At 70.5% G+C, this 23,518-nt stretch carries 21 protein-coding genes; 13 read left to right on the top strand and 8 right to left on the bottom strand.

All coding sequences use genetic code 11. From position 1 onward, the window contains the following. Positions 1 to 1,752: a beta-galactosidase family protein gene (locus AB0D18_RS33960; RefSeq protein ID WP_362427550.1), complete on the top strand. Its 1,752-nt coding sequence runs from the start codon at positions 1 to 3 to the stop codon at positions 1,750 to 1,752. A gap of 30 nt (positions 1,753 to 1,782) precedes the next feature. Here AB0D18_RS33960 and AB0D18_RS33955 read toward each other — a convergent pair whose 3' ends face one another. After that, entirely contained in the window at positions 1,783 to 3,837 is a 2,055-nt protein-coding gene (locus AB0D18_RS33955) for a glycoside hydrolase (RefSeq protein WP_362427547.1), read from the bottom strand. 142 nt (positions 3,838 to 3,979) lie between these two features. Next, positions 3,980 to 4,981: a LacI family DNA-binding transcriptional regulator gene (locus AB0D18_RS33950; RefSeq protein WP_362427654.1), complete on the bottom strand. Its 1,002-nt coding sequence runs from the start codon at positions 4,979 to 4,981 to the stop codon at positions 3,980 to 3,982. A gap of 329 nt (positions 4,982 to 5,310) precedes the next feature. Here AB0D18_RS33950 and AB0D18_RS33945 point away from each other — a divergent pair, with 329 nt between their 5' ends. From AB0D18_RS33945 to AB0D18_RS33930, 4 genes are all read left to right on the top strand, one after another. Then, positions 5,311 to 6,237, top strand: a complete 927-nt coding sequence (locus tag AB0D18_RS33945; protein WP_362427544.1) for a sugar ABC transporter permease — start codon at positions 5,311 to 5,313, stop codon at positions 6,235 to 6,237. Positions 6,238 to 6,241: 4 nt separating this feature from the next. Next, on the top strand, positions 6,242 to 7,234 hold the full coding sequence (locus AB0D18_RS33940; protein WP_362427541.1) for a carbohydrate ABC transporter permease: 993 nt from the start codon (positions 6,242 to 6,244) through the stop codon (positions 7,232 to 7,234). 79 nt (positions 7,235 to 7,313) lie between these two features. Continuing rightward, positions 7,314 to 8,645: a sugar ABC transporter substrate-binding protein gene (locus AB0D18_RS33935; RefSeq protein ID WP_362427538.1), complete on the top strand. Its 1,332-nt coding sequence runs from the start codon at positions 7,314 to 7,316 to the stop codon at positions 8,643 to 8,645. A 193-nt stretch (positions 8,646 to 8,838) separates the two neighbouring features. Next, positions 8,839 to 9,006, top strand: a complete 168-nt coding sequence (locus AB0D18_RS33930) for an SCO1431 family membrane protein (protein WP_362427535.1) — start codon at positions 8,839 to 8,841, stop codon at positions 9,004 to 9,006. Here AB0D18_RS33930 and AB0D18_RS33925 read toward each other — a convergent pair. The 3 genes from AB0D18_RS33925 to AB0D18_RS33915 all read right to left on the bottom strand — a co-directional run bounded on the left by AB0D18_RS33925 (position 8,984) and on the right by AB0D18_RS33915 (position 11,535). Beyond that, positions 8,984 to 9,913 carry a hypothetical protein gene (locus AB0D18_RS33925; protein ID WP_362427532.1) on the bottom strand — a complete coding sequence of 310 codons (930 nt, stop codon included), beginning with the start codon at positions 9,911 to 9,913 and terminating at the stop codon, positions 8,984 to 8,986. The genes AB0D18_RS33930 and AB0D18_RS33925 overlap by 23 nt on opposite strands. A gap of 30 nt (positions 9,914 to 9,943) precedes the next feature. Further along, the gene (locus tag AB0D18_RS33920; protein WP_362427529.1) at positions 9,944 to 10,912 is read right to left on the bottom strand and encodes a DUF6114 domain-containing protein; all 969 of its coding nucleotides are present in this window, start codon (positions 10,910 to 10,912) and stop codon (positions 9,944 to 9,946) included. A gap of 68 nt (positions 10,913 to 10,980) precedes the next feature. Continuing rightward, positions 10,981 to 11,535 carry a DUF6230 family protein gene (locus AB0D18_RS33915; RefSeq protein ID WP_362427651.1) on the bottom strand — a complete coding sequence of 185 codons (555 nt, stop codon included), beginning with the start codon at positions 11,533 to 11,535 and terminating at the stop codon, positions 10,981 to 10,983. A gap of 181 nt (positions 11,536 to 11,716) precedes the next feature. Between AB0D18_RS33915 and AB0D18_RS33910 the strand changes: the two genes are divergently transcribed. From AB0D18_RS33910 to AB0D18_RS33895, 4 genes are all read left to right on the top strand, one after another. After that, positions 11,717 to 12,415: a TetR/AcrR family transcriptional regulator gene (locus AB0D18_RS33910; RefSeq protein WP_362427526.1), complete on the top strand. Its 699-nt coding sequence runs from the start codon at positions 11,717 to 11,719 to the stop codon at positions 12,413 to 12,415. A 213-nt stretch (positions 12,416 to 12,628) separates the two neighbouring features. Beyond that, positions 12,629 to 13,801 (top strand): acyl-CoA dehydrogenase family protein, encoded by a 1,173-nt coding sequence (locus AB0D18_RS33905; RefSeq protein WP_362427524.1) that lies wholly within the window; start codon positions 12,629 to 12,631, stop codon positions 13,799 to 13,801. A gap of 285 nt (positions 13,802 to 14,086) precedes the next feature. After that, positions 14,087 to 15,211, top strand: a complete 1,125-nt coding sequence (locus AB0D18_RS33900; RefSeq protein WP_362427521.1) for a hypothetical protein — start codon at positions 14,087 to 14,089, stop codon at positions 15,209 to 15,211. A gap of 93 nt (positions 15,212 to 15,304) precedes the next feature. Continuing rightward, on the top strand, positions 15,305 to 16,411 hold the full coding sequence (locus AB0D18_RS33895; RefSeq protein WP_362427518.1) for a phosphotransferase family protein: 1,107 nt from the start codon (positions 15,305 to 15,307) through the stop codon (positions 16,409 to 16,411). 21 nt (positions 16,412 to 16,432) lie between these two features. Here the strand turns inward: AB0D18_RS33895 and AB0D18_RS33890 are convergent, their stop codons facing one another. After that, positions 16,433 to 16,840: a hypothetical protein gene (locus tag AB0D18_RS33890; protein WP_362427516.1), complete on the bottom strand. Its 408-nt coding sequence runs from the start codon at positions 16,838 to 16,840 to the stop codon at positions 16,433 to 16,435. 252 nt (positions 16,841 to 17,092) lie between these two features. On the opposite strand from AB0D18_RS33890, the gene AB0D18_RS33885 reads away from it, so the two are divergent. The 4 genes from AB0D18_RS33885 to fxsA all read left to right on the top strand — a co-directional run bounded on the left by AB0D18_RS33885 (position 17,093) and on the right by fxsA (position 21,318). Next, positions 17,093 to 17,533, top strand: a complete 441-nt coding sequence (locus AB0D18_RS33885; protein ID WP_362427514.1) for an Lrp/AsnC family transcriptional regulator — start codon at positions 17,093 to 17,095, stop codon at positions 17,531 to 17,533. Positions 17,534 to 17,641: 108 nt separating this feature from the next. After that, positions 17,642 to 19,294: an amidohydrolase gene (locus tag AB0D18_RS33880; protein ID WP_362427511.1), complete on the top strand. Its 1,653-nt coding sequence runs from the start codon at positions 17,642 to 17,644 to the stop codon at positions 19,292 to 19,294. A 527-nt stretch (positions 19,295 to 19,821) separates the two neighbouring features. Further along, the gene (locus AB0D18_RS33875) at positions 19,822 to 20,589 is read left to right on the top strand and encodes a polyprenol monophosphomannose synthase (RefSeq protein ID WP_362427508.1); all 768 of its coding nucleotides are present in this window, start codon (positions 19,822 to 19,824) and stop codon (positions 20,587 to 20,589) included. A 114-nt stretch (positions 20,590 to 20,703) separates the two neighbouring features. Then, positions 20,704 to 21,318: an FxsA family membrane protein gene (fxsA, locus tag AB0D18_RS33870; protein ID WP_362427505.1), complete on the top strand. Its 615-nt coding sequence runs from the start codon at positions 20,704 to 20,706 to the stop codon at positions 21,316 to 21,318. Positions 21,319 to 21,508: 190 nt separating this feature from the next. Here fxsA and AB0D18_RS33865 read toward each other — a convergent pair whose 3' ends face one another. Then, positions 21,509 to 21,883: an RNA polymerase-binding protein RbpA gene (locus AB0D18_RS33865; RefSeq protein WP_142215978.1), complete on the bottom strand. Its 375-nt coding sequence runs from the start codon at positions 21,881 to 21,883 to the stop codon at positions 21,509 to 21,511. Between the two features lie 260 nt (positions 21,884 to 22,143). Continuing rightward, the gene (locus AB0D18_RS33860; RefSeq protein ID WP_362427502.1) at positions 22,144 to 23,496 is read right to left on the bottom strand and encodes an MFS transporter; all 1,353 of its coding nucleotides are present in this window, start codon (positions 23,494 to 23,496) and stop codon (positions 22,144 to 22,146) included. Positions 23,497 to 23,518: the final 22 nt, after the last annotated feature.

Here is a 23,518-nt window from a genome sequence, read left to right as displayed (position 1 = left end):
ATGCCCCTTCTTCAGATCGACGACGGCGGATTCGGACTCGACGGCGAACCCTTCCGGATCCTGTCCGGCGGGCTGCACTACTTCCGCGTGCACCCCGAGCAGTGGGCCGACCGGCTCCGCAAGGCCCGCCTGATGGGCCTCAACACCGTGGAGACGTACGTCCCCTGGAACCTCCACCAGCCCCGCCCCGACCACTTCTCGATGGACGGCGCACTCGATCTGCCCGCCTTCCTCGACCTGGCCGCCGCGGAGGGCCTGCACGTCCTGCTCCGTCCCGGCCCCTACATCTGTGCCGAATGGGAGGGCGGCGGACTCCCCTCCTGGCTGCTGAACGAACCGGACATCGAGCTCCGTTCCCGCGACCCCCGCTTCCTTGCCGCGGTCGACGACTACTTCGGCCGGCTCCTCGCCCCGCTGGTGCCGCGACTGGCCACGCACGGCGGCCCGGTGATCGCCGTACAGGTGGAGAACGAGTACGGGGCCTACGGAGACGACACCGCCTACCTGGAGCACCTCGCGGACTCGCTGCGCAGGTGCGGGGTGGATGTCCCGCTCTTCACCTGCGACCAGCCGGCCGACCTGGAGCGGGGCGCTCTGCCGGGACACCTCGCGACCGCCAACTTCGGCAGCCGCTCCGCCCACCACCTCGCCGCCCTGCGCGCGCACCAGCCCTCGGGACCGCTGCTGTCCACGGAGTTCTGGATCGGCTGGTTCGACCGCTGGGGAGGCCACCATGTGGTCCGGGACCCGCAACAGGCCGCCCAGGAACTGGACGAAGTGCTGGCCACCGGGGCCTCGGTGAACTTCTACATGTTCCACGGCGGGACCAACTTCGGCTTCACCAGCGGCGCCAACGACAAACACACCTACCGGCCCACCGTCACCTCCTACGACTACGACGCACCCCTGGACGAGGCGGGCGACCCGACGGAGAAGTACACCGCCTTCCGCGAGGTCATCGGCAAGTACGTGCCGCTCCCCGCCGAGCCGGTCCCGGCCCCCGCGGACAAGCTGGCCCTGGAACCGGTGGCGTTGGAGCAGAGCGCAGGACTGCTGGACAGCGCGGCCGTGCTCGGCGAGCCGGTCCGCTCCCGGGAACCGCTGACCATGGAGCAGCTCGGCCAGGACTTCGGATTCGTCCTGTACGAGAAAGCCCTGCCGGTCGCGGGACCCGCGCTCCTCGAACTGGAGCAGGTGCGCGACCGGGCCCAGGTCTTCCTCGACGGCCGGCCCGCCGGGGTCCTGGAGCGCGAGAACCACGAGCACGCCCTGGCCTTCGAGGTGCCCCGCGCGGGCGCCGTGCTCACCCTGCTCGTGGAGAACCAGGGACGGGTCAACTACGGGCCCGGGATCCACGACCGCAAGGGACTGCTGGGCAAGGTCCTGCTGGACGGCGCACCCCTCGTCGGCTGGACCAGCCGCCCGCTGCCGATGACATGCCTGGAGAAGCTCGCCTTCACCGCCACGGCGAAGCCCCCGACGGGTCCGGCCTTCCACCGCGGCACCTTCGAACTGACCGGCACGGCGGACACCTTCCTCCACCTCGACGGCTGGACCAAGGGCAACGCCTGGATCAACGGCTTCGCCCTCGGCCGGTACTGGTCCCGGGGGCCGCAGCGCTCCCTGTACGTACCGGCCCCCGTCCTGCGCGAAGGCAGCAACGAGCTCGTCGTGCTCGAACTCCACGCCGCGCACCGCGCCCGCACCGTCGCCTTCCGTGCGACGCCGGACCTCGGCCCCACCGAGGAGTAACGGTCCTCCCCGGCGGGGCCGCCGGGGAGGCTAGGAGGTGCTCCGGAAGGTCCACGACTGGTTGGCGCCCGTCGTGGGCCGGTAGACCCCGACGGGGGAGCCGTCGCTCGTCGCTTCGCCCGTCACGTCCAGGAGCTTGCCGGTGGCGCGGTTGACCAGCGTGGTGCGTCCGTCGCCGCCGGTCGAGCGGATCCACTGCTGCTGGGGCGAGTTCCCCGGCTCGGCGAAGGTGAGCGCGTCACCGGAGACCGACAGTGCCCGGCCGGACTTCGCCTGGGTGATCCGGTAGGCGGCGGTGCTGCCCCAGTCGGCCGGGGCGAGCTTGGTGAACGTCCACTGCTGGGCGGGATCGGCAGGGTCCCAGGTGCGCTGCACGGGCGTCTGCGCACCGTTCGAGGAGGCTGCCGCCAGCGCCAGCCCGCTGTGGTCGCTGACCAGTTGACGAGGTGCGCCGGTGGGGGCGGTGGCGGCAGCCGGGTTCACTCCGGCGGTTTCCGGCAGGACGAAGGTGGTGACCGAACCCGCCCCCACCGTCACCTTCAGGGACTTGCCCGAGGTGGCCACATCGCTCTCGCGCTGCAGATTCCTGGTGGCGTCGGTCGTGTACCGCTCGACGGGACCGCTGCCGACACTGCCGAATCCGCCCAGGTCCAGGATGAGTTCCTGCTCCTCGCCGGTGGGATTGGTGTGGACGACGACCGTGCCCCGCCCTTGCGGACGCAGCGCGGCCAGGGTGTGCGGGTCGTCGGTGTTGATGACGCGGGCGCCGGGGCGGACGAAGCGGCTGTAGTTGGCCATCGCCCAGTACTTCTTGTTCTTGCGCAGGGGCTCGGTCGCCGCGTCCGCCGGGGTGAAGTCGGTCTGGATGAGGCCCCAGTTGGAGTTCTCGTGCGCCGGCGTCATGTTCTCGTAGTCCTCGACCGCCTGCCACAGCACCCAGGCGGCGGGCTCCAGTTCCCGGATGTCGTCGTTGATACGACGGGTCAGGTCGAAAGCCGGGCCCATGTCGGTGAAGCTCTGCGGCACGCTGCCGCCGACGTCGACCTCGGACATCCACAGCGGGACTCTCTCGCCCTTGGCGATGTCACGGACACCGGTGCGGCCGTTCGTCCCGTACGTATGGGTGTTGAGCCGCCCGACCAACCCGCGTACGACAGGGGAGTACGTCTCCCAATTGGTCCTGAAGAGCTGCGGGTTGGTCTCGTCCATCGCGGCTATGGGGAGGTTCATGCGCTTCGCGTCGAGGGCGGAGCGGAGCGTGGAGACCATCCGGGCCTGCGCGGCCGGGTCCCAGTGCGAGCCCTCCTGGCGGCCGCCGGCACGCCAGTAGTCGGTGTTCGGCTCGTTCACGGGGGAGAGGGAGTCGAAGGTGACACCCGTGGACTTCTGCACGCGCTGGACGGCGCCGGCCAGATAGGCGGCGAACCTGGCGTACTGGTCCGGGCGGAGATTGTTCTGCCGGGCGTCGGCGGCGCCGGAGACCAGGCCGCTCTCGGTCATGAAGTACGGGGCGGAGTTGGAGAACGCCTCGAAGGTACGGGCGCCGCGCGCCTTGGCGGCGGTGAGCCACCAGCGCTGGTTGGCGTCGGCGTCCGGGTTCCAGTGGGTGGCGTCGTCCGGGTTCCACCAGTTCGGGCTCTCCGGGCCCGGCCGGTTCCAGTACCCGGGGACCGCTGCGCCGGGTCGCATGTAAGGAGTGGTCTCCGGGCTGTCGCCGCCGCCGATGTTGTAGCGGGCGATGGTGAGGCCGAGGCCGTCCTTGCCGTAGAGGGCGTCGGCCAGCTTGCCGCGCTGGGCTTCGGGCCAGCCGCCGGTGACATTGGCGAACCAGCCGAGCGCGGTGCCCCAGCCCTGGAAGGGCGGCTGTTGATAGCTGGGGTCCAGACGGATCTTCAGCGCCGCGGATGCGCCCACGGAGGCCGCCGCGGATGCGCCCACGGAGGCTGTGGCGGAGGTGCCGGACGCGGCGGAGGCGCCCGGTGCGGTGAGTGCGGGAAGGCCGAGCGCGGCGACACAGAGGGCGGCGAGCGCCGGGGACGTGCGGCGGCGGGACAGGAGCCGGGTGGGGGTGGGGGCGTGAACCACGTAACTCTCCCTGAGGCATGTTTGCGTAAACACGAATGCTGGAGAGAGTGTGGGAGCGCCCCTGGGGCGTGTCAAGCATGTGCGCAGGAAGCCATGCCGACGATCCGTCAAGCCGGGGGTGGTGCCCCCCGCGCCTCGTGTTCTACGACCCGTGGGTGGCAATCCGGTACGGAGCCGTGCTGGAGCGGACGACGAGACGGGTCGGCACCAGCCTCGTACCGTCCTGGACGTCCTCGCCGCGCAGCTCCCGCAGGGCGACGTCGACGCACAGCTCCCCGACCTTCGCGAAGTCCTGGTGGACCGTGGTCAGAGGCGGGATGAACGAGGAGGCCTCGGGGATGTCGTCGAAGCCGACCACGCTCACGTCCCCCGGCACCGCCTTCCCGCTCTCGTGCAGCGCCCGCAGCACACCGAGCGCCATCTGGTCGTTCGCCGCGAACACCGCCGTACAGCCGCTCTCCCGGGCCAGCCGCAGCCCCGCCTCGTAGCCGGACTCGGGGCTCCAGTCGCCGCGCAGCAGCGGCGGCGCCTCGATGCCCTCCTCGCGCAGTGCCGTCTCCCAGGCGTCCGCCCGCCGGCCGGCCGCGAACGACTCCTCGGGCCCGGCGAGATGCCAGACCGTACGGTGCCCCAGGTCCAGCAGATGCCGTACGGCGGCGCGGGCCCCCTCGTGCTGATCGGTGTCCACCACCGGGAACCGGTCGCTGGCGTCGGAGTCCACGACGACGACCTTCACGTGCGGCGGCAGGATCAGCGAGCCGGTGTCGAGCAGATGCACCTCCATGATCAGCACCACCGCGTCCACGGCCAGTTCGTCGAGCCGGGTGAACGCCCCGGTGACACTGTCCCGGGTCGGGGCGTCCAGCGGGATCAGGGTGACCGCGTACCCGGCGCGGGAGGCGCAGGTCGCGATCGCCTCCAGAGTCCGCACGTTGCCGGTGCTGGACAGGCTCGTGGTGATGACGCCGAGCGTGCGGAACTCACCGCGCTTGAGCGCGCGGGCCGCGCTGTTGGGCCGGTATCCGAGCTCCTTCATGGCGTCCAGCACCTTCCGCCTGGTCGCCTCGATGACGGCGGAATCCCCGTTGGAGACCCGGGAGACCGTCTGTGAGGAGACGCCCGCCGCGCGCGCCACATCGGCCATCGACACCCGCGCCCGGCGTTCCCGTACCGTCCGCGTACCGGCGTCGTCGGGGGGCGTCGACACCCGTGCCCGCCGCCCCCGTTCCTTCCGCGCGCCGGCGCCGTCAGCGGCCGTCGTCGATGCGGCACTGTCCTTCTTCGTCACCGAGTTCCCTCTCATTTCGTCCCCGCCCCATGCTTGACGCTCCCGGGCCGGAGTGTCACCATCACGCTACCGATGATTACGTAAACATTGCTCATCGGGTCAGCCGAATCCGGCCGGTGCAACCGGCCGTGAGGCTTCTTCCTGCTCGTGCAGACCGGTCGGTCACCGACTCAAGGACCTCCACCATGACGCTTGCGCCGACGTCGGCGAAGACAACCCTTCCGCAACGCCCACGAGTTCCGTCCCGCCTCCGCAGGGAGTCTCTCGTCGGGTGGGGGTTCGCCGGTCCGTTCGTCGCCGTCTTCGGGCTCGTGTTCCTGGCTCCGATCGGTTACGCGCTGTACCTCAGTCTCTTCCGGGACCGGCTCATCGGCGGGACGTCCTTCGTGGGTGTCGACAACTACCGTCAGGCGCTGACCGATCCGCAGTTCTGGGAGGGCCTGGCCAGGGTCCTGCTCTTCCTGGCGGTACAAGTGCCGGTCATGCTGGGCATCGCCCTGCTGGTCGCGCTCGCGATCGACAGCGGCCGACTGTACGGAAAGGCATTCTTCCGCGTCTCCGTCTTCCTGCCGTACGCGGTCCCCGCCGTCGTCGCCAGCCTGATGTGGGGCTTCGTATACGGCACCAGGTTCGGCCTGGTCGGCAACATCAACGACGCCTTCGGCATCACCCTGCCCGATCCGCTCTCCCCCTCGCTCGTGCTCGCCTCCATAGGCAACATCGTGACCTGGGAGTTCGTCGGCTACAACATGCTGATCTTCTACGCGGCACTCAAGGCGGTGCCCCGCTCGCTCTACGAAGCCGCGGCGATCGACGGGGCGGGGGAGTGGCGGATCGTGACCGCGGTCAAACTGCCCGCCATCCGCGGCGCCCTGGTCATCGCGACGATCTTCTCGATCATCGGCAGCTTCCAGCTGTTCAACGAGCCGAGCATCCTGCAGAAGCTCGCCCCGAACGCGATCACCAGCGACTTCACCCCCAACCTCTACACCTACTCGCTGTCCTTCTCCGGCCAGCAGCACAACTACGCGGCGACCGTGGCCATCGTGATGGGTGTCTTCACCGCGATCATCGCGTACACGGTGCAGCTGCGCGGCATGCGGAAGGGCTGAGCACATGACGCACCTGACCACGAAACTCGGCGGAGCCGATTCGGGCACCGCGCGATCCACGGAGCCGACTGGGCCCATCCCCGCCATCCCCGCCCGCGCCTCCCGGACCGCGGGCCCGTCGGTGCCGCGCCGTCCGCGCCTGCGGACGCCGCTGGAACCGAGGCGGAGCATCCCGCTGACCCTCGTGACCGGAGTCGTCCTCCTCTACACACTGCTTCCGCTCGTCTGGCTCGTCATCAACGCGACCAAGGACCAGAACAGCCTGTTCAGCTCCTTCGGTCTGTGGTTCGGGGACGACTTCGACCTCTGGAGCAACATCTCCCGCACGCTGACGTACGACGACGGCGTCTTCCTGCGCTGGCTGCTCAACACCCTGCTGTACGTGGTCGTCGGGGCGGGCGGCGCCACGTTCCTCGCGGTACTGGGTGGCTACGCACTCGCCAAGTTCCAGTTCCCCGGCCGCCGGGCGGTGTTCGCGGTCGTCCTGGGCGCCGTGGCCGTGCCGGGCACCGCGCTCGCCGTGCCCACGTTCCTGATGTTCAGCAACATGGGGCTGACGAACACCCCGTGGGCGGTCATCATCCCCTCTCTCATCTCGCCCTTCGGGCTCTACCTGATGTGGGTGTTCGCCACCGAGTCCGTACCCACCGAACTCATCGAGGCGGCCCGCATCGACGGCGCCGGCGAGCTCCGCATCTTCTTCCGCATCGCCCTGCCGCTCCTGGTGCCGGGAACGGTCACCGTCCTGCTCTTCTCCATGGTCGCGACCTGGAACAGCTACTTCCTGCCGCTGATCATGATCAAGGACCCGGACTGGTACCCGCTCACCCTCGGGCTGGGCGCCTGGAACGCGCAGGCCCAGACCGCGGGCGGCGAGGCCGTGTTCGACCTCATCATCACCGGCTCGCTGCTCACCATCGCGCCGATCGTCCTTGTCTTCCTGCTTCTCCAGCGGTACTGGCAGTCAGGACTGGCCGCCGGAAGCGTCAAGGAATAGCGCGGGCCCGCAGCACCGAACCCTCTGCCGGGCCCTCTCCCCGGCGACCTTTCGAAGCACCGAAACAGGAGCACCTTCCATGCGTACGCACAGCACCCGCCGGCTCGTCATGGCCGCCGCCACGGCCTGTGTCGTGGCCCTCACCGCCACCGGCTGCGGATCCTCCGACCCGGCTGCGGACAGCGGCCCCAAGGACATCAAGTCGGCGCTGGAGAAGGGCGGCAAGATCACGGTGTGGGCCTGGGAGCCCACGCTGAAGAAGGCTGCCGCCGACTTCGAGAAGAAGTACCCCAAGGTCGACGTCGAACTCGTCAACGCGGGCACCGGCGACAAGCAGTACACCGCCCTGCAGAACGCCATCGCCGCCGGCTCCGGCGCCCCCGACCTGGCGCAGATCGAGTACTACGCGGTGAGCCAGTTCGCCATCGGCAAGTCCGTCGAGAACCTCGCCCCCTACGGTGCGTCCAAGCTGGACAAGACGTTCACCGCGGGCCCCTGGAGTGCGGTGCACACCGGTGACGCGGTGCACGCGCTGCCGATGGACTCCGGACCCATGGCGCTGTTCTACAACAAGAAGGTCTTCGACAAGCACGGTGTCGCCGTCCCCACCACCTGGGACGAGTACGTCACGGCGGCACGCGAGCTGCACAAGGCCGACCCCAAGATCTCCATCACCAACGACACCGGTGACGCGGGCGCCACCACCAGCCTCATCTGGCAGGCCGGCGGCCGCCCGTACAAGAGCGAGGACACCAAGGTCACCGTCGACTTCCAGGACGCGGGCACCAAGAAGTACGCCGCCACCTGGCAGAAGCTCCTCGACGAGGACCTTCTCGCGCCGGTCACCTCCTGGAGCGACGAGTGGTACAAGGGCCTGGCCGACGGCAGCATCGCCACGCTCGCCATCGGCGCCTGGATGCCCGCCAACTTCGCCTCGTCGGTCACCTCCGCATCCGGTGACTGGCGGGTCGCCCCGCTCCCGCAGTGGACCGAGGGAGCCGCTGTCAGCGCGGAGAACGGCGGCAGCTCGCTCGCCGTGCCGAAGGTCGCAAAGAACAAGGAACTGGCCTACGCCTTCGCCGAGTTCGCGACCACCGGCGCCGGAGCGTCGGCGCGGGTCGCCGAGGGCTCCTTCCCCGCCACCAGCGCGGACCTGGACTCCAAGAAGTTCCAGGACACCGCGTTCCCGTACTTCGGCGGGCAGCAGGCCAACAAGGTGTTCGCCGAATCGGCACGCAACGTCGCCGCCGGCTGGTCGTACCTGCCCTACCAGGTCTATGCGAACTCGGTCTTCAACGACACCGTCGGCAAGGCCTACGTCTCCTCCACCCCGCTGTCCCAGGGGCTGAAGGCCTGGCAGCAGGCCAGCGTCAAGTACGGGACCGACCAGGGCTTCAGCGTCAACAAGTAGGCCGGGCGGGCGGCCCTCCGGGCCCGGGGGCGCTCCCGGGACGCCGCCCGGGAGGCTCCTGGGAGGTTCCCGGGACGGTGACCAACGTCATCTGTACCGGGGGCCGGGCCGCTGGCAATGTGGAAGGAGTGGTTCCGTCCCGTTCCACCGTCTGTTCCCCTCCGCTGTTCCCCTCCACCTCCTGTGAGCCCCGATGACCGCCACTGCCACCGCCACCACAGCCGCCCTCTCCGACCGTCTGCGCGCCCGTACCGGCGGCCCGGACGACGACTTCGACGGGCCCAAGCTCCTGGAGCACGTCCTCGGCTGGGCGCTGGTCGTCGTCGTGGCGATGTTCGTCACCGGTGCCGGTCTGATGTGACCCCGTAGCTGCTCGGGGGCGGCGCCGGCGGCCCGTGCGGCAGGTTCTCCTCCGCCCGCCAGTGCTTGTGCGGTACGCCCACCAGCCCGTACAGGAAACGCACCGGACTGCGCCGCGGCAGCAGCACCAGGCCCGCCAGGACGGCGAACAGGGCGAGCCCCGGCAGCCACCCCAGCAGCCTCACCAGCACGCTCGCGCCGAGCGCGCCCACGAACGGCAGCCCGTACACCCCGGCCCCGGCGATCAGCACGGCGACGAACCGCCCCACCTTGCGGTCCTCGTCAGCGCCCGGCAGCCGCCACCCCTCGACGAGCCAGCCGATCTCGGTGCCCAGCATGGTCCCGCCGACGGCGAGCCCGAGCACGAGCAGTGCCAGGAACGTTCCCGAGGTCAGGAAGTCCAGCAGGTTGTTCACGACGCTCTCGCGCGGCCAGTCGCGGTACGCGCGCGTGCTCGTCGTCAGCAGCCGCCGGTAGCCGTTGCCGTCCCAGCCGTGGATCAGCGTCCCGAAGAGCAGGAAATACCCGCCGACGCTCTGAAGGTACGCCCAGTAGCCCGCGCCCACCAGGACGAGCAGCCGGGCCGCCAGATAGCCGAGGAGCGTGCCGACGACGACCCCGCCCGCGTGGAGGAGCACGAAGCCGGCCCACAGTCCGTCGTGCCCGTCCACGACGTGCATGGTCGCCCAGGACGGGTTCTGCCACAGCAGGAACATCCCGGTCGGTACCAGCAGGACGGCCGCGAACAGCACGGTGAGCGCCATGTACGGATCGGCGGCACGGCTTCTGGTGCGCACGCCCTCGCCCCGTACCGACCTCTCCCACCACTGGAGCTGGCGGCCCGCGGACACCGCGAAGGTCGCGCCGATCGCGTACGCCCAGAAGAGCGCGGCCTGGAGCTGGATCACGGAACCTCCTGCGCGTCCGGGGTGCGGCGGTCAGGACGCACCGAGCCGCAGCCCGGTCGTCTCGATCGAGTCCGAGGTGACCATGGCCTGCTCGGCACTGACGTCGGTCATGTAGACGAAGGGCGGCACAACCGGCGGCACGGGCAGCCCGTCCGGCGTGAAGGTCAGACAGAGCAGCCCCTGCAGGCACCCGCTGAACTTGGTGAGGTAGAGGGTGACGTTGCCGCTGAGGTCCAGGCTGTCGGCGCCCAGGGAGAGCTCGTCGCTGCCGTCACGGGTCCGCAGCTCGTAATCGGTGAGGGACGCGGCCCTCATCCTGAGGACCATCACCTTGAGCGGGCCGTCCACGGTCCGCACCTCCTTCACCCCGGCGATCAGGAAGCCGTCCGGTGCGAAGCGCGTCGTGGTGACCGTGGGCGGTGTCCGGGGGGCCAGGGGCTCGGCAGCGGCCGCTGCCGCCCGCTGCGCGGGGGCGCCGACCGCCACCAGGAGGACGAGGGGCAGGGCCACGGCGAGGGTGCGCGGCCCCTGGTGCTCCCGTACCGTTGGCGCCCGGCGCTCCCCTTCGGCGGGCTCCGGATCCGCTTTTGCCTCCGGTGTCCCGGGCTCGGCAGCCGAGGCCGCGGGATCCGTCACCGGAGTCCAGCCGAAGCCCATCGCGCTGCCCGCGATCCCCAGCAGCGTCCCCACCAGGAATCCGCCCAGGTTGGTCGCCGCGAACGAAAGCACCGACAGGATCAGCGCGTTGACGCTGACGTAGTGCCGGGTGTGCGGCAGGAACCACAGGAAGAGCGCCGCCGCGATCAGCGCGAGACCGATGCCGAGCGCCGCCAGCCCGCCGAGGCCCAGGCTCACCAGGATCGTCAGCGGCGACAGCGGTACGAGCAGCAGCTCGGCGCCCGCCAGCGCCAGTAGCAGCCCCGCCCAGAACGGCCGCCGTCGCCGCCAGGAGCGGAACCGGCGCCGCCGCTCCGGCCACGGCAGCCTCTCGTCCAGCAACCCCTCTTTGAGGAGACGGCGGCGGGAACCTCCCGGGCCGGGACCGGGGCCCCGGTCCACAAGCCGGTTCAGAAGCACTTCTTGCCGTCCAGGCTCACATCGAGCTTCAGGCCCTTCAGCCGGAAGTTCCCGCCGGTCGCCGACCAGGCGTGCGACCGCACCCCGACGACCTCGATGTTCCCGGCCTGGAGACCGAACTTGCCCGCCTCGCCCTTGACCCCCGGCACCGCGTCAAGCGTGGAGGCGTCCCGGCCGATCTGCGCCGTTGCGAAGTGGGCGTCACCGGTCAGGTCCTCGCCGTCGATGATCAGGTTGCTGGCGGTGACCTCGCCCGCCTCACCGCCCGCCGTCAGCTTGAACACCACGGTGCCGACAGGGGTCTTGACCTCTGCCGACTGGCAGATGTCGGAGAGCCGGGCGTTGCCGATGCCGAGCAGGGCGACCGGATGCCCCTTGCCGTCCACGGACCGGTCGGTCTGTACATACGACGACAGGCCGGTGCTCGTCAGCTTGCCGGAGGAGACCTGGAAGCTGGTGCCCGAGACGGCGAACGACGCGGCGAGCGCGCCCTGGCCCATCATCGCCGCCATCGCGCCCACCTCGAGGACGGCCGGCACGGCCATCACCGCAGTTCTGCGCCAGCCGGTTCTGCCCTCGGGGGACAGCTGTTTCGGCGGCCTCTTTGCTGCGCTCACCGGTTCCTCCCGTACGTCGCGAGATTGCGCAGGGGAAGTGCATGAGGAGCGGAGGGAGGCCCGTGGAATACTGCGGCCATCCTTCCGGACTGGGAGACTAGGGCTTAATTTGAATAAGAGTCAACAGCGCGGAACCAGCGGGAAATCGCTGGCGCGCAGAGCCGAACTCATCGCAACCGGGCGGAAGTTGTTCGCCGACACGTCCTACGACGCCCTGTCGATGGACGACATCGCACGCCACGCGGGCGTCGCCAAGGGGTTGATCTACTACTACTTCACCAACAAGCGCGGCTACTACCTGGCCATCGTCGAGGAGTCCGTCACCGACCTGGTCGCTCGGGCGGGCAGCCATCCCGAGCTGCCGCGCACCCAGCGGGTCCGGCGCACCGTCGACGGCTATCTGCACTACGCCCGGCACCACCAGGCCGCGTACCGGACGATCGTCAGCGGAGGCGTCGGCTTCGACGTCGAGGTCCAGTCGATCCGCGACACCGTGCGCGAGCAGCTGATCGCCACCCTCGCGGAGGGAGCGTACGGCCGCAGCGACGTCCCCCCGACGGCCCGGCTCGCACTGCTCGGCTGGATGACCGGGGTCGAGGGCATCACACTCGACTGGATCGGCGACCCGGTGCTGCCTCAAGAGGCGGTCTGCGACCTCCTCGTCATGCTGCTGCGCGCCACGCTGGAGACCGTCGCCACACTCGTACCGGAATGTCCGGCTCCGTCCCTCGACGACACGGCGGGTGATACGGCAGGCGGCGGGGCGGACGACGAGGCAGGCGGCGGGGCGGACGACACGGTCGCGTAACACCGCCCCGACCTGCCCGGCCTGCGGCTTTTCGACCGGTGACGGAACAGTTCCGATCGGGCATACTCAGCCGCCACAGCCCTGGAGAGTCCACTTCCGTAACCCGGAGTGGTGCCGCAGGCTGGAGTTGAAACACCCGGCGGCGCCGCCACACCCTGTGCGTGCGCCCGCCGCCGCGCCCGACAGGGCCCGAGAAGTCAGGAGAGCGCCGCAATGCCCGACCGCGCCCCGCAGCCGGTGGAACGACAGCTGCCCACCGAGGAGTCCCGAGACCTGCTCGCGCTCGTACGCGACATGGTCCAGCGGGAGATCGTTCCGCAGGCCGCAGCCGAGGAGGACGCCGGGCGCTTTCCCCGCGAGGTCTTCTCCCTGCTCTCCGAATCCGGGCTGCTCGGCCTGCCGTACGACTCCGAGCACGGCGGCGGCGACCAGCCGTACGAGGTCTACCTCCAGGTACTCGAAGAGCTCGCGGCGGCCCGCCTGACCGTCGGCCTCGGCGTCAGCGTGCACAGCCTCGCCTGCCACGGGCTCGCCGGATACGGCACCAAGGAACAGCAGGCCGCCCACCTGCCCGCCATGCTCGGCGGCGGTCTCCTCGGCGCGTACTGCCTCTCGGAACCCGCCTCCGGATCGGACGCGGCCTCGCTGCGCACCAAGGCCGTCCGGGACGGCGACGACTGGGTGATCACGGGTACGAAGGCGTGGATCACCCACGGCGGCGTCGCGGACTTCTACACGGTCCTGGCCCGCACGGGTGTGGACGGACCCCGAGGCATCACCGCCTTCCTCGTCCCGGGCGACGCGGAGGGCCTGAGCGCCGCCGCCCCGGAGAAGAAGATGGGCATGAAGGGCTCGCCCACCGCGCAGCTGCACTTCGACGGCGTACGGGTGTCCGACGCGCGCCGCATCGGCGAGGAGGGCCAGGGCTTTGCCATCGCCCTGTCCGCGCTCGACTCCGGCCGGCTCGGCATCGCGGCCTGCGCGGTCGGCGTGGCACAGGCGGCCCTGGACGAGGCGCTCTCGTACGCCACCGGGAGGCAGCAGTTCGGCCGCCCCATCGCGGACTTCCAGGGCCTGCGCTTCATGTTGGCCGACATGGCCACCCAGATCGAGGCGGGCCGCGCGCTCTACCTGGCGGCGGCACGGCTGCGGGACGCCGGCCGCCCCTTCTCGCGGCAGGCGGCCATGGCGAAGCTGTTCTGCACGGACACGGCGATGAAGGTCACCACGGACGCGGTGCAGGTGCTCGGCGGGTACGGCTACACGCTGGACTTCCCGGTCGAACGCTTCATGCGCGAGGCGAAGGTCCTCCAGATCGTCGAGGGCACGAACCAGATCCAACGCATGGTGATCGCAAGGCACTTGGCGGGCCCGGAGTCCCGCTGAACGCTGACCGCTGGGCGCGTGCGGGGCGAGGCTGGGGGGCGGTCGGTCGTGGAGGGGGCGGCCCCGCTGCCCAAGGAGGCTAGCGGGCTTAAAGGGGCTCGGGGCTAAGGGGCAGGCAGTTAGGGGCGCGGGGAACTGCGCGACCAGCCACGGCGCCCCCGCACAATGCCCACCGCCCCATCTCTGGCTCCCACCCCACCTCCTGACGTACCGTCAGAAACGTCGCCGAGGCCGCACCCTCCGCGCCGCCCCGTACGCGCGCTCGCCCGCCCGCCAGGAGGACCCGTGCCCGACGACCGTCCCATCGCGCTCGACGAATACCCCATCCACCAGGCCCCGTTGTCGATGAAGCACGTCGCCACCGGCGACCGGAACGCCTACGACCGCTGCATCTTCCACTTCGTGGACCACACCGGCCGGGCCCTCCTCGTCGCCGGCCTCGGCGTCTACCCCAACACTGGTGTCATCGACGCCTACGCGACCCTCCGCATCGGCGACACCCTGCACGCGGTGCGCGCCTCCGACGCCCTCTCCGACGATCGTATGAACCTCTCCGTCGGCCCCCTGCGCATCACCGTCGACGAACCGCTCCGCCGCTTCACCCTCACCTGCGAGGCCGACCCCGCCGACCCCGACTCGCTCTCGTACGAGATCAGTTGGACCGCCGACTTCCCGGCCGTCTGGGAGCCCCACCACGTGCAGTACCGCGGCGACCGCCTGATGCTCGAAGGCCGCCGCTTCGTCCAGGCGGGCAGTTGCTCCGGCGTCATCCGGGTCGGCGGCGAGCAGATCCGCCTCGCCGCGGGGGAGTGGACCGGAACCCGCGACCGCAGCTGGGGAGTGCGCCCCATTCCCGGCGAGGACGGCGGGCGGGCCGCCGAGGAACACCGCCCCGAGGGCTTCCACTGGCTCTGGATACCGGCCCGCTTCGAGAGCCGTTTCGTGATGGTGATCGCCCAGGAGGACGCCGAGGGCCACCGCACCCTCAATGAGGCGTTGCTCGTCCGCAACGGTGACCGCGACGTCCAACTCGGCTGGCCCCACGCCGACATCACCTACCGCTCCGGCACCCGCCACCCCGAACACGCCGTCGTCCACCTCACCGACCCGGCCCGCAAGCCCCTCGAACTCGGTGTCGAGATCCTCGCCTCCTCCCCGCTCGCCGTCGGCGCGGGCTACCCGCCCGCCACCGACTGGCAGCACGGCAGCTGGCAGGGCCGCGGCTGGACCGATCGGCGCGCCTACGACCTCTCCGACCCGGCCGCCCACCCCATGGCGGCGTACGGCGTGATCGACCACGCGGCCCGCTTCACGCTGGGCGGGCGTACCGGGTACGGCATCTTCGAGCACGGCTCCTTCGGCCGCCACGACCCCAGCGGATTCACCGGATACGACTCCACCGCACCCTGAAAGAGGCTCCTCGCACGGTTTGCCCGCGGCTCACCGGTCTCACCGGTCTCACAGATCTCACCGGTCTTACCGATCTCGTAGAGGAGTACGGAGATGTCCACCGCACCGCGCCCCCGCACCACCACCCGCGACCCCGAGGACCTGGGCCGCCGCCTCGCCGCGTGGCTGGACACGCGCCTTCCGGGGGCACGTGTCACCGACGTCCGCGTCCCCGGTTCCAACGGCATGTCCAGCGAGACCCTGCTCTTCGACCTCGGCCACCCCGACGCCCCCGTCACCGGCTGCGCACTCCGGCTGGCCGCCGACCCGGCGGCGTACACCGTCTTCCCCGTGTACGACATGGCCCGCCAGCACCGCGTCATGAGCCTCGTCGGCGAGCACACCGACCTGCCGGTGCCGCGCGTCCTGTGGCTGGAGGAGGACCCCGCGCCGCTCGGCGCACCCTTCTTCGTGATGGCCCGCGCCGAGGGCCGCGTACCGCCCGACGTCATGCCTTACACGTACGAGGGCAACTGGCTGTACGAGGCGACCGACGCCGAACGCGCCGGACTGGAAGCCGCCAGTATCGACATCCTCGCCCGCCTGCACGGCCAATTCCCGCCCAAGGAAGCGGAATTCCTGCTCCCGGACGTCGAGGGAACCCCACTGCGCCGCCATGTGACGGCGCAGCAGACCTACTACGAATGGGTCGTCGACGGCCTGCCCCGCTCGCCCCTCATAGAGGAGGCGTTCGCCTGGCTGGAGGAGCACTGGCCCGACGACGAGGGCCAGGCGGTCCTGTGCTGGGGCGACGCCCGCATCGGCAACGTCATCTACGACGGCTTCACCCCCGCCGCCGTACTCGACTGGGAAATGGCCGCCCTGGGCCCCCGCGAACTCGACCTCGGCTGGACCGTCTACCTGCACCGCTTCTTCCAGGACCTCACGGTCTCCTTCGGGCAGCGCGGCCTGCCGGACTTCCTGCGCCGCGACGCGATCGAGAGCCGGTACGCACGGCTGACCGGCCACACCCCGCGCGACATGGAGTTCCACACCCTGTACGCCGCTCTGCGGCATGCGGTCGTCATGCTGCGCATCGCCTACCGGCAGGTGCACTTCGGCGAGGTCCGGATCCCGGAGGACCCGGACACGCTCATCATGCACCGGCCGTCACTGGAGGCCATGGTGCGCGGGACGTACTGGACTCAGCAGGGGCGGTAACAGGCCCTCGCGCGCCGGGAGTTACGCGGCGCGCTGCTGCACCACCTTGACCGGGCGCGACCCCGGACCACCGACGTGCGAGAAGGGCTGCGTCCGCCAGTCGAGGCCCTGGGGGAGCGTCAGCAGCAGCGCGGTGTCCTGCTCCAGCACCTCCCGCGTCTCGTCGGCCGGCTTCGCGTCGGCGGCGGGACGCCCCGTACCGACGCAGGCCGTCAGGCCGAAGGGGTTCCACGGAGTGGGGCACTTCGCGTGCTCCGGAAGGACGTCCTCGTCCGCGAGCAGCGCGATCGGCTGCGCGCAGTCCGGGCAGATCACCCGGAACATCTCGAAGGTGTCGTACGAGTCGGAACCGATGTCCTCGCCGCTGTCGAAGGAGACGACGGAATCGGACTCCGGTTCGGTACGTCCGGTGCGCTTCAGGCTCTGCATGGAGACTCCCCCTAGAGGTGGGCCGACAAGGCGCTGCGGCCTCGACCACAGCAAGCACTTCCCTGCGCGCCTGCGCGATAACCGTACAAGGAGAGAGGACACGGCCACAGCTATGTGGCATTCGTCACATGCCCCGCGCAGATGCGTGCCGGACACCTCAAGAGGGTGCGCCCGACGCCCGCTGTTCCACCAGGCAAGACGCACGACGCTCAGGTGTCCCGGGCGCCCCGGTGCCCTGTAGGTTCTTGGCCCATGGAGGAGTTGGATCGTCAGATCGTGGACCTGCTCGTCAAGGACGGGCGGATGAGCTACACCGACCTGGGCAAGGCCACTGGCCTGTCCACCTCGGCGGTGCACCAGCGTGTCCGCAGGCTCGAACAGCGCGGAGTGATCCGCGGGTACGCCGCGGTCGTGGACCCCGGCGCGGTCGGCCTGCCGCTCACCGCGTTCATCTCGGTGGCGCCTTTCGACCCCAGTGCCCCCGACGACATCGCGGAACGGCTCGCGGGCATCGACGAGATCGAGGCCTGCCACAGCGTCGCCGGCGACGAGAACTACATCCTCAAGGTGCGCGTCGCCACCCCCCTGGAACTCGAACACCTGCTCACCAGGATCCGCACCCTCGCCGGAGTGTCCACCCGCACCACCGTCGTCCTCTCCACCCCGTACGAGGCACGCCCGCCCCGCGTATAGGCACGCCCGCCCCACGTATATGGGCGTCCGCCCCGCGTGCGGGGGTTGCCCCCTCCTCCGTGCCACCCTGGTCGTGAGTGGCGTACGGGCTGCGCGAGACTGGTCCCCATGACCGAGCGCACCGTCCCCTCGTCCTCCGCCACCCCCTCCGACCGCACCGTGCTGCTGCGCGGCGGCGAGGTCCACAGTCCCGCCGACCCCTTCGCCACTGCGATGGTCGTCGAGCGCGGCCACGTCGCGTGGGTGGGCTCCGAAGGGGCGGCCGACGCCTTCGCGAGCGGCGTCGACGAGGTGTTCGACCTCGACGGAGCACTCGTCACCCCAGCGTTCACGGACGCACATGTGCACACCACTTCGACCGGCCTTGCCCTCACGGGTCTTGACCTGTCCACCGCCCGCACCCTGGACGAGGCGCTCGCTCTCGTACGCGCTCACGCAGCCGTCCGACCGGCCGGCGAGGTCCTCATCGGCGGTGGCTGGGACGCCTCCCGCTGGCCCGAGCGGCGGCACCCCTCGCGCGCCGAACTCGACTCCGCGGCCGGCGGGCGCCCGCTCTACCTGCCCCGCATCGACGTTCACTCGGCGGTCGTCAGCACCGCCCTGCTCGACCTCGTCCCCGGCATCACGGGCCTGACCGGCCATCACCCCGACGAGCCGCTGACCGGCGCCGCCCACCACGCGGTGCGGGCCGCCGCGCACGGGGCGATCGGCCCGGCCCAGCGGGCCGCCGCCCAGCGCGCCGCACTCGCGCACGCCGCCTCGCTCGGCATCGGCACCGTCCACGAGTGTGCGGGCCCCGACATCTCCGACGAGGAGGACTTCGCCGGCCTGCTGAAGCTGGCCGCGGGCGAGAGGGGACCGCGCGTCTTCGGCTACTGGGCCGAACAGGTCGCGAATGCGAAGGAAGCCGAGCGTATCCGCGAGCTCGGCGCCATCGGCGCGGCCGGAGACCTCTTCGTCGACGGCTCGCTCGGCTCGCACACCGCCTGCCTGCACCGGCCCTACGCCGACGCCCCGCACACGGGCACCGCCCACCTCGACGCCGCCGCGATCGCCGCCCACGTCGCCGCGTGCACCGAGGCGGGCCTCCAGGCCGGTTTCCACGCCATCGGCGACGCCGCCCTGACCGCGGTCGCCGACGGCGTCCGGGCCGCTGCCGACAAGGTCGGCCTCGCGCGCGTGCGCGCCGCCCGCCACCGCGTCGAGCACGCCGAGATGCTCACCCCCGCCACGATCGCCGCCTTCGCGGACCTCGGCCTCACCGCCTCCGTACAGCCCGCCTTCGACGCCGCCTGGGGCGGCGAGCAGGGCATGTACGCCCAGCGCCTTGGCACCGACCGGGCCCGCACCCTCAACCCGTACGCCGCCATGCTCAAGGCGGGGATCCCGCTGGCCTTCGGCTCCGACAGCCCGGTCACGCCCCTCGACCCGTGGGGCACCGTCCGCGCCGCCGCGTTCCACCGCACCCCCGAGCACCGGGTCTCCGTACGGGCCGCCTTCACCGCCCACACCCGCGGCGGCTGGCGGGCGATCGGCCGCGACGACGCGGGCACTCTGGTCCCCGGCGCCCCCGCCGACTACGCGATCTGGCACACCGGCGACCTGGTGGTGCAGGCCCCGGACGACCGGGTCGCCCGCTGGTCCACCGACCCGCGCTCCGGCACGCCCGGCCTCCCCGACCTCACGCCCGGCGCCGAACTCCCCGTCTGCCTGCGCACCGTGGTCGCCGGGCACACCGTGTACGTAGGGCCGAATGCGTGACGGTACGCCCGAACGCGTGACGCGCAGGGGGTCGCGTACCGCCGATCGGTGACCCGAGGTCTGCCGGACGGATCTTCGCCGTCTCGGCACTGACCTGGTGATTTGGCGAACCCCCGGCAAACACCGCAGGTCGCACGGGTGTTGACAGAAAGCGGCCACCGGCGGGTAGGTTCGGCCGGGTCCACCACGAAACGTCCGGCCGGAAATCTTCCACGCAGTCGTCGAACGCCGCTGGGTCATGGGTGGTGCGCCACACACGGCGCACCCTCCCGGGAGCCAGGTTCAGCGCCCGCGCCTCGGGGGCGAGGGAAGGTTTTTTCCGTCCGACGGTGCGACCCGGGTAGGGCCCCGGCGTTCAGTAGACAACGGCGAGGATGTCCGCAGCCGGCGGGCACCTGGTCGGCCCGAAGGACGCCGGGCCCCCATCCGCAGACCGCAGGGCACCTTCCCGGACGGGCCCTCGGCCCCCTGTCCGTACACGCTCGCTATGGTGGTTCCTCTGTGTACGGGCGTGAAAAGGGGCATCAGTGAACGACGGCGGTCAGAAGCGTTACGGCCCGCTCGGCAGTGTTTTGGTGATCATTCCGACCTACAACGAGGCCGAGAACATCAAGCCGATCGTGGCGCGGGTGCGGGAGTCCGTCCCCGAAGCGCACGTCCTCGTCGCCGACGACAACAGTCCCGACGGCACAGGAAAGCTCGCCGACGAGCTCGCCGCGGCCGACGACCAGGTCCACGTCATGCACCGCAAGGGCAAGGAAGGCCTGGGCGCCGCCTACATGGCCGGCTTCCGCTGGGGCATCGACCGCGGCTACGGCGTCCTCGTCGAGATGGACGCCGACGGCTCCCACCAGCCCGAAGAACTGCCCCGCCTGCTCACCGCCCTCAAGGGCGCCGACCTGGTGCTGGGCTCGCGCTGGGTGCCGGGCGGCCGGATCGTCAACTGGCCCAAGTCCCGCGAGTTCATCTCCCGCGGCGGCAGCCTGTACTCCCGGGTGCTGCTGGGCGTGCCGCTGCGCGACGTCACCGGCGGCTACCGTGCCTTCCGCGCGGAGACCCTGGAGGGCCTGGGCCTCGACGAGGTCGCCTCGCAGGGCTACTGCTTCCAGGTCGACCTGGCCCGGCGTGCGGTCGAGTCGGGCTTCCACGTCGTCGAGGTGCCGATCACCTTCGTCGAGCGCGAGATCGGCGAGTCGAAGATGAGCAACGACATCCTGGTCGAGGCCCTGTGGCGGGTCACCGCCTGGGGCGTCGGCACGCGCGCCAACAAGCTCCTCGGCCGCAAGCCCCTGTAGCGCCCCTCTCCGGGCCTGTGCCGGACCCGGACCTCCCGCGGGACCCAGCCGCCTCCTCCTCGTACTCACGCCCTCTTTACGCCGTTCAGGTGCCCTGCCAGGCACACTGGGGGCATGACGACCGGCACACCGCTCCCGACCGCCCCGACGACCGCCCGCAAGCGCTCCCGCGCCCGTACGTTCGTACCTCTCGGCATCGCCGCCTGGCTGGTGCTGGAGATCTGGCTGCTGACCCTCGTGGCCGGCGCGGCCGGAGGACTCACCGTCTTCCTGCTGCTGGTCGGCTCGGTCGTGCTCGGCGGGGCCGTCATCAAGAGGGCGGGGCGCCGCGCCTTCAAGAACCTGAGCGAAACGATCCAGCGCCAGCAGCAGAGCGGCGGCGCCTACGACCCGGCCGGGGAGCCGGACCGCAAGGGCTCGGGCAACGGCTTCGTGATGCTGGGCGGCCTGCTGCTGATCCTGCCCGGCCTCGTCTCCGACGTCCTCGGCCTGCTGGTCCTCCTGCCGCCGGTGCGCACGAGGCTCGGGCGGTACGCGGAGAAGTCCCTGGAGCGCCGTATGAACGCCGTGCGTCAGCCCGGCAGCCTCGGCGACATGTTCCAGCAGGCGCGGATGCACCAGCCGGACGGAAAGGTCGTCCAGGGCGAGGTGATCCGCGACGACTCGCCGTCGCAGCAGCCCTACCCGCCGCGCCGCGACGAGGGCCCCAGGACCCCGCTCACGCCCTGAGACCCGTACGGAGCCCTGAGATCCGTACGGACTGGGGCCCCTACGGACTGAGACCCGTACGGGCCGAGACCTGTACGGACTGAGATCCCTGCCGAACGACAAAAGCCGCGGGGCTCCGGCACACACTCGGTGTGCCGGAGCCCCGCGGCTCTTGCGCTGTACTTCTCCAGTGCCCTTTCGTCCTGAGACGTCAGGCGGACTTACGGCTGTCCCGCGGATGCACCGCGATGTTCATGGCGCCGGAACGCAGTACCGCGAGCCTTTCGGCAAGGACCTCTTCGAGTTCCTCGCGGGTGCGCCGCTCCATGAGCATGTCCCAGTGCGTGCGCGCGGGCTTGCCCTTCTTCTCCTCCGGCCCATCGCCGTCCACCAGGAGTGCCTGGGTCCCGCAGACCTTGCACTCCCACTCCGGCGGAATTTCCGCTTCCACGGAGAAGGGCATCTCAAAGCGATGACCCTTCTCACATGCGTACTCCACCGCCTGGCGCGGGGCCAGATCGATGCCGCGGTCCGTCTCGTAGCTGGTAACCACGAGCCGCGTACCGCGGAGAGCTCGCTCACTCATGAATCGTGCCTCCCGGGCTTGTCGCCCACAGGACAGGTATTTGTCGCTGTCGTCGTCATCCGGTCAACGTCCGGTCGGCGGTAAAGATTCCCGTTGCGGGTCAGTGCGTCGCCCGTCGTGCCGCCCCTTGTTGTACCCACCAGTGACCGCTTTGTCACATCTGACAGCAGATGTCACCCAGTCTTTTTCCTGCGCAAGCGCGCAGTAACGGTCCGCCTGGCAGGCCAAAGGCGTACACTACCGGCCTTTTACTTCAAGGTCTAAATTCTTTCCGGCACGGGGTTTCCCGCCGCCGCCACGGCCTCCCTCACGGGTACCCGCGCGAGCAGGATGAACCCCACCGCGAAGAAGACCACAAGAGAGACGATCGCGTCCCGGTAACTGCCGGTGAGCTGGAAGGTCAGCCCGAACACCAGCGGTCCCAGCCAGCTCATGCCCCGGTCGCTCATCTCGTACGCCGCGAAGTACTCGGCCTCCTTGCCGCGCGGCACCATGTGCGAGAACAGCGACCTGGACAGCGCCTGGCTGCCGCCGAGGACCAGCCCGATCGCGGCGGCGAGCAGGAAGAACCCGACGGGCGCGCCGGCGGGCAGGAAGAAGCCCACGCCGATCGTCCCCGTCCACGCGACGAGCGACCCGAGAATGGTCCGCTTCGCGCCGTACCGCTGGGCCAGACGCCCCATTCCCAGCGCCCCGAAGATCGCGAGCACCTGGACCAGCAGGATGGCGACGATGAGGGTCGTCTGGTCCAGCCCCAGCTCCTGCGATCCGTAGACGGACGCCTGCGAAATCACCGTCTGGACGCCGTCGTTGTAGACCAGATAGGCGAGCAGGAACGACAGCGTGAGCGGATGCCGGCGCATGTCCTTGAATGTGGCGATCAGCTGCCGCCAGCCCTGCCCCATGGTGGGCCGGACGCCGTCCGTCGCCACTTTGCGGTCACGCAGCCGCCGCAGCGGGACGATCGCGAAGGCGCCCCACCACAGCCCCGCCGACGCCAGACAGATCCGTACCGCCGTCGCCTGGGTCACGCCGAAGCTGTCGTGCCCGGCGTAGAGCACCAGATTCAGTACGAGGACGAGCGCACCCGAGGTGTAGCCGAAGGCCCATCCTCTTGAGGAGACCTTGTCGCGCTCCTCGGGCTCGGCGATCTGCGGCAGATAGGCGTTGTAGAGCGCCATCGAGACGGACAGCGAGGCGTTGGCGACGATCAGCAGCAGGGCGCCCAGCACATAGCGGTCGCCGCCCAGGAAGAACATGCCCGCTGTCGCGGTCGCCCCCAGGTACGCGGCCGCGGCGAGCAGTGGCTTCTTGCGCCCCGTCCGGTCGGCGACCGCACCCACCATGGGCATCAGCACGACGGCGACGATCACCGACAGGGACACCGTGTACGCGAACACGGAGCCCGCCCGGACCGGTATGCCCAGCGGATGGACGAAGCCCTCCGGGTCGGCGGCGGCCTGCGCGATCGTCGTCAGATAGGGGCCGAGGAAGACGGTCACCACGCTCGTCGAATAGACCGAGCACGCGAAGTCGTAGAAGTACCAGCCCCGTTGTTCGCGCGTGCGCTCCGCGGACGTCGCCGCTGGCAGCTCTGCTGTACCGGACGCCACGTGTGCTCCCTGCATCGGTCCC

Source organism: Streptomyces sp. NPDC048442 (assembly GCF_040651475.1).
Classification (GTDB): domain Bacteria; phylum Actinomycetota; class Actinomycetes; order Streptomycetales; family Streptomycetaceae; genus Streptomyces.
This window is presented reverse-complemented; position numbering and strand designations above follow the sequence as displayed.

Excerpts from the sequence above, each read along its gene's own strand:
- AB0D18_RS33950 (WP_362427654.1), bottom strand. The coding sequence starts at position 4,981 with ATGGCCGATGTGGCGCGCGCGGCGGGCGTCTCCTCACAGACGGTCTCC.
- AB0D18_RS33960 (WP_362427550.1), top strand. The coding sequence starts at position 1 with ATGCCCCTTCTTCAGATCGACGACGGCGGATTCGGACTCGACGGCGAA.
- AB0D18_RS33885 (WP_362427514.1), top strand. The coding sequence starts at position 17,093 with ATGGAGGAGTTGGATCGTCAGATCGTGGACCTGCTCGTCAAGGACGGG.
- AB0D18_RS33930 (WP_362427535.1), top strand. The coding sequence starts at position 8,839 with ATGACCGCCACTGCCACCGCCACCACAGCCGCCCTCTCCGACCGTCTG.
- fxsA (WP_362427505.1), top strand. The coding sequence starts at position 20,704 with ATGACGACCGGCACACCGCTCCCGACCGCCCCGACGACCGCCCGCAAG.
- AB0D18_RS33935 (WP_362427538.1), top strand. The coding sequence starts at position 7,314 with ATGCGTACGCACAGCACCCGCCGGCTCGTCATGGCCGCCGCCACGGCC.
- AB0D18_RS33905 (WP_362427524.1), top strand. The coding sequence starts at position 12,629 with ATGCCCGACCGCGCCCCGCAGCCGGTGGAACGACAGCTGCCCACCGAG.
- AB0D18_RS33880 (WP_362427511.1), top strand. The coding sequence starts at position 17,642 with ATGACCGAGCGCACCGTCCCCTCGTCCTCCGCCACCCCCTCCGACCGC.
- AB0D18_RS33915 (WP_362427651.1), bottom strand. The coding sequence starts at position 11,535 with ATGGCCGTGCCGGCCGTCCTCGAGGTGGGCGCGATGGCGGCGATGATG.
- AB0D18_RS33890 (WP_362427516.1), bottom strand. The coding sequence starts at position 16,840 with ATGCAGAGCCTGAAGCGCACCGGACGTACCGAACCGGAGTCCGATTCC.
- AB0D18_RS33865 (WP_142215978.1), bottom strand. The coding sequence starts at position 21,883 with ATGAGTGAGCGAGCTCTCCGCGGTACGCGGCTCGTGGTTACCAGCTAC.
- AB0D18_RS33940 (WP_362427541.1), top strand. The coding sequence starts at position 6,242 with ATGACGCACCTGACCACGAAACTCGGCGGAGCCGATTCGGGCACCGCG.
- AB0D18_RS33945 (WP_362427544.1), top strand. The coding sequence starts at position 5,311 with ATGACGCTTGCGCCGACGTCGGCGAAGACAACCCTTCCGCAACGCCCA.
- AB0D18_RS33895 (WP_362427518.1), top strand. The coding sequence starts at position 15,305 with ATGTCCACCGCACCGCGCCCCCGCACCACCACCCGCGACCCCGAGGAC.